Here is a 5218-nt window from a genome sequence, read left to right on the forward strand (position 1 = left end):
CGGTGCGCACCTCGGCGGTGAGGGCGTCGGCGGCGTCCGTCCGCCCTGCGGTACGCAGTTCGGGCCACTGCTCGGGCGTGGGGGCGTCCGGGGGCGCGGAGGGCGCCGCGGACGGCGCGGAGGCGCCCTTGCCGAGCCGGCCGGCGAGCAGTCGGCGCCAGCGGCCGAGGAGGGCGAACGGCCAGAGCACCCCGAGGGCGATCAGGGTGTAGATCACGTTGACGACGGTCTGGCTCTGGTAGATCTCACCGCCCGCGACCGACGCGACGAGGATCAGCACCGGCCGGACGACCGGCACGGCGTCCTTCCACACGAGGAGCTCGGCCAGGACCGCTCCGGCGGCGGCGGCCAGCCCGAGGAAGGGCTGTCCCCGGCCGGCGACATGGCGCCGGAAGATCTCGGACCAGTTGCCCAGGCGCCCGCATCCGTAGACGAGGAGCCCGAAGAGGACGGCTTCGTAGACCGTGAGGGCGTCGGCGCCCTCGATCGTCCGGGGCCCGCCGAACGTACCGGCGTACCACCAGTCGCCGGGGGTGAACAGCTTCACCGGGACGAGCCGGTAGGGGATGTACCCGTTGCGCCAGAGGGACCACAGGAGCAGTCCGCTGAGTACGGAGATGAGCACTCCGACCAGCAGCGAGCGGTCGGACACCCCCTCGGGCTCCTCGGGCGGGCGCGGGGTGTGTCCGTAGCGCCATACGCCCGGTTCCCGCACGGGGCGCGGGGTGCGCAGCCATTCCTCGACCCCGGCGTCCCCCGCCGGCGGCCGTCGCGGGTGCGGGTACGGGGCATGGGCGGGAGGCGGTGGCACCGCGGGCGGCGGCCCGGCGGGCCGGGGGACCCGGTCCGCGCCCGTGCCCCGTGCGTCGTACGTGCCTTCGGTGTCCATGAACCGCTGCCCCCTGACCAGCCAGGTCCGCCTTCTGCACCGGCCAATCTAGTGCCCGGGCACCGGGAGTTCAGCCATGCGGGCGTACGACCCGGCCGTGAGCGCCCTCGTGGCGGACCCATGTCCTGCCGGGGCTTCTGTCCGTCACGGACAAGGACACGCCCCCACCACTCCCGATCGGAGCATGACCGCTGCCCGCACCCGCCCCTAGCCTGCAGAAACAGAAGCGTCCGAAACACCCCCCAGGAGCCCCGCATGTCCGACCTCCCGCAGGAGCGCCGCGTCGTCACCGCCATTCCCGGCCCGAAGTCGGCCGAGCTGCAGGCCCGCCGTGTCGCGGCGGTCGCCGCAGGGGTGGGTTCCACGCTGCCGGTCTTCACCGCTCGGGCGGGCGGCGGAATCATCGAGGACGTGGACGGCAACCGGCTGATCGACTTCGGTTCCGGTATCGCCGTGACCTCGGTGGGCGCCTCCGCCGAGGCGGTCGTGCGCCGCGCCTCGGCGCAGCTGGCCGACTTCACCCACACCTGTTTCATGGTCACGCCGTACGAGGGCTACGTCGAGGTCTGTGAGCAGCTCGCCGAGCTGACGCCGGGTGACCACGCCAAGAAGTCGGCGCTGTTCAACTCGGGCGCCGAGGCCGTCGAGAACGCCGTGAAGATCGCCCGCGCGTACACCAGGCGCACGGCGGTCGTCGTCTTCGACCACGGCTACCACGGCCGGACGAACCTCACGATGGCGCTGACGGCGAAGAACATGCCGTACAAGCAGGGCTTCGGCCCGTTCGCGCCCGAGGTGTACCGCGTGCCGGTGGCCTACGGCTACCGCTGGCCGACCGGCGCGGAGAACGCCGGAGCCGAGGCGTCCGCGCAGGCCATCGACGAGATCACCAAGCAGATCGGCGCGGAGAACGTCGCCGCGATCATCATCGAGCCGGTCCTCGGCGAGGGCGGTTTCATCGAGCCGGCCAAGGGCTTCCTCCCGGCGATCGCGCAGTTCGCGAAGGACAACGGCATCGTCTTCGTCGCGGACGAGATCCAGTCCGGCTTCTGCCGCACCGGCCAGTGGTTCGCCTGCGAGGACGAGGGCATCGTGCCCGACCTGATCACCACGGCCAAGGGGATCGCGGGCGGTCTTCCGCTCTCCGCGGTGACCGGCCGCGCCGAGATCATGGACGCCGCCCACGCCGGTGGCCTCGGCGGGACGTACGGCGGCAACCCGGTGGCCTGCGCGGGTGCGCTCGGCGCCATCGAGACGATGCGCGAGCTGGACCTGAACGGGAAGGCCAGGCGCATCGAGGAGGTCATGAAGGGCCGCCTCGCCGAGATGCGCTCGAAGCTCCCGAACGGCGGCGCCATCGGGGACATCCGGGGCCGCGGCGCCATGATCGCGATCGAGCTGGTGAAGCCGGGCACGAAGGAGCCCGACGCGGCCGCCGCGGGTGCGCTGGCCAAGGCCTGCCACGCCGAGGGCCTGCTGGTGCTGACCTGCGGCACCTACGGCAACGTCCTGCGCTTCCTGCCGCCGCTCGTCATCGGCGAGGACCTGCTGAACGAGGGCCTGGACATCATCGAGCGGGCGTTCGCGAAGCTCTGAGGTGTGCGAATCACCCGGCCCCCGGAGGCTGTTCCTGAGGGCGGCGGCCGGCGGCCGGGTGAGGGCGTGTGAAGAAGGTGTGCGGGGGCCATGGCGGGATACCGTTGCCACTTCCGGAGCCTCCTTCCCCTGACGTACGGTCTTCCCAGATGAGAGAAACACCCCGCCCGCAGGGGACTGCGGGTGATGCCGGGCCGGGACTCCCCCAGCGCCGTCCCGGCCGTGCCGTCGCGCACACCGCTGGAGCTTCGGGCTCCGGGACTCCTCACCGATCGGATGGCCGCCCGCCCCACACCCCCCGGGGCGCGCGGCGAACCGATCCGACCGGCCACCTCGGAACAATCCCCCCTGTTCCCCGGTGGCCGGTCCTTCCCGTTTCCGCGGCCCTCGCGCTGCCGGTGCTGTTCCTCGTGATCACCTGGCAGGTGCTGGCCGACGGCCCGCTGCTGGGTCCCGACGAGCGGCTCGGCCTGGAGCTGGCCGGACGCGGGCCCGTCCCGCTCACGGAGTTCTTCGCCGACCTCGGCAGCACGCAGGCCGCCCTGCCGGTGCTGGCGTGCGCGGTCCTCGTCGCCTGGTTCCGCCGCGCCAGGCGCGCGGCACTGTACGCCGTCCTGGCCATGGCCGCCGTCCCCGCGCTCGTCGTCCCGCTCAAGCTGTGGACGGACCGCCAGGGGCCGCTGACGGAGGCGACGGGTTACTACCCCTCCGGCCACACGGTCACGGCGACGGTGGCGTACGGGGCCGCGGCCCTGCTGCTGGCCCCGTATCCGAAGCGGTCATGGATGACGCCCGTCGCCGCCGTCCTGCTGACGGCGGCGACGGGCGTCGGTCTGGTGCTGCGCGGCTACCACTGGCCGCTGGACGTGGTGGCCGGCTGGTGCGTCGGCGGGATGCTGCTGCTCGCCCTGCGGGCGGCCGGCAGGAGCGGTCAGCCGCCGAAGTAGGCGTCGAAGTTCTTCGAGAACTCCCAGTTGTTGAAGCGGTCCCAGTTGATGGACCAGGTCATCAGCCCGCGCAGCCCGCTCCAGGTGCCGTGCGTCCGGTAGCTGCCGCAGTCGGTCTTCTTCGTCAGGCAGTTCAGCGCCTTGGTGACCTCGGCGGGCGAGGTGTGGCCGTTGCCCGCCTGGGTGGAGGCCGGGAGGCCGAAGGCCACCTGTTCGGGGCGCAGCGCCGGGAAGACCTTGGTCCGGTCACCCGCGACGGGGAAGCCGGTGAGCAGCATGTCGGTCATGGCGATGTGGAAGTCGGCGCCGCCCATGGAGTGGTACTGGTTGTCCAGGCCCATGATCGAGCCCGAGTTGTAGTCCTGGACGTGCAGCAGGGTGAGGTCGTCGCGCAGGGCGTGGATGACCGGCAGGTAGGCGCCGGCCCGCGGGTCCTGGCCGCCCCAGGGGCCCGATCCGTAGTACTGGTAACCGAGCTGCACGAAGAAGGTCTCGGGGGCCATGGTGAGGACGAAGTCGTCACCGTACCTGGCCTTGAGCGACCTCACCGCGGAGATGAGGTTCACGATCACCGGGGTCGTGGGGCTGCGGAAGTCGGTGTCCCCGGTGTTCAGCGAGAGCGAGTGGCCCTCGAAGTCGATGTCCAGGCCGTCCAGACCATAGGTGTCGATGATCTTGGACACCGACGAGACGAAGGTGTCGCGGGCGGCCGTGGAGGCGAGCTGCACCTGGCCGTTCTGGCCGCCGATCGAGATCAGCACCTTCTTGCCGGCGGCCTGCTTGGCCTTGACGGCGGCCTTGAACTCCGCCTCGCTCTCGACGTTCGGGCACTCGGCCACGGGGCAGAGCGAGAAGCGGATGTCGCCGGAGGTCACGGACGTCGGCTCGCCGAAGGCGAGGTTGATGACGTCCCACGAGCCCGGCACGTCGGCCATCCGCGTGTATCCGGAGCCGTTGGCGAAGCTGGAGTGGAGGTAGCCGACGAGGGCGTGCTCCGGGAGACCGGCGTCGCCGCCTCCTCCGCCGCCCGTGGCCGTGGTGACGTTCACGGCCGCCGACTTCGCCGACTCACCGGCCGCGTTGACGGCGGCGACCTGGAAGCTGTAGGCGGACGAGGCCGCCAGCCCCGTCACGGTCGCCGAGGTACCGGTGGTGTCCAGGACCTTCGTACCGCCGCGGTAGACGCGGTAGCCGGTGGCTCCGGCGGAAGCGGTCCAGGACAGCGGGACGGAGGTCGCGGTCGCCGTGCCGGCCCGCAGGCCGGTGGGGGCGGCGGGCACGGCGACGGGGCCGCCGCCGGGGCCGGTCAGAGTGAGGTCGTCGGCGTAGTAGGCGGGGGTGCCGTACCAGCCGTGGGTGTAGAGCGTCACCGACGTGGTCGCGGGGCCGGTTCTGAACGTGGTGGTGAGCTGCTTGTACGCACCGGCGGACTGGGTCCAGGTGGAGACGTCGGTGGTCCCGGTGCCGGATGCGCCGAGGTAGACGTAGCTGCCCTGCACCCACGCGCCGAGCGTGTAGGTGGAGTCGGGCTTCACCGTCACCGTCTGGGAGCACCGGGCGTTGTCACTGCCCGCCGGTGTCGCCTTCAGCGCCGAAGTCCCGCTGTGCACGGGGGTGCTGACGGCCGCACCGCTGCCGCCGGTGCAGGTCCAGCCGTCCAGTCCCGCCTCGAAGCCGCCGTTGCGCGCCAGGTCGGCGTCGGCCGCTCCGGCGGCCGGTGCCGTGGCGGCCAGGGCACCGGCGGCGAGGAGGCCGGCCGAGAGGACGGCGAGGAGCCCGGAGGGGC

At 72.3% G+C, this 5218-nt stretch carries 3 protein-coding genes and 1 pseudogene; 2 read left to right on the top strand and 2 right to left on the bottom strand.

All coding sequences use genetic code 11. The features are described from left to right. A pseudogene (locus VN520_RS07175) lies at nt 1–889 on the bottom strand (ATP/GTP-binding protein); the annotation flags it as partial. Nucleotides 890–1144: 255 nt separating this feature from the next. Here VN520_RS07175 and gabT point away from each other — a divergent pair. Beyond that, complete coding sequence (gabT, locus tag VN520_RS07180; protein WP_325746007.1) at nt 1145–2485, top strand: 4-aminobutyrate--2-oxoglutarate transaminase; 1341 nt, start codon at nt 1145–1147, stop codon at nt 2483–2485. A gap of 398 nt (nt 2486–2883) precedes the next feature. Further along, nucleotides 2884–3432: a phosphatase PAP2 family protein gene (locus VN520_RS07185; RefSeq protein ID WP_325746008.1), complete on the top strand. Its 549-nt coding sequence runs from the start codon at nt 2884–2886 to the stop codon at nt 3430–3432. Here the strand turns inward: VN520_RS07185 and VN520_RS07190 are convergent. Beyond that, a partial coding sequence (locus tag VN520_RS07190) for a glycoside hydrolase family 18 protein (protein WP_325746009.1) occupies nt 3417–5218 on the bottom strand: 1802 nt, incomplete at its 5' end. The two genes, VN520_RS07185 and VN520_RS07190, sit on opposite strands and share 16 nt — an antisense overlap.

Origin of the sequence: Streptomyces sp. (assembly GCF_035563135.1) — a bacterium.
GTDB lineage: Bacteria > Actinomycetota > Actinomycetes > Streptomycetales > Streptomycetaceae > Streptomyces.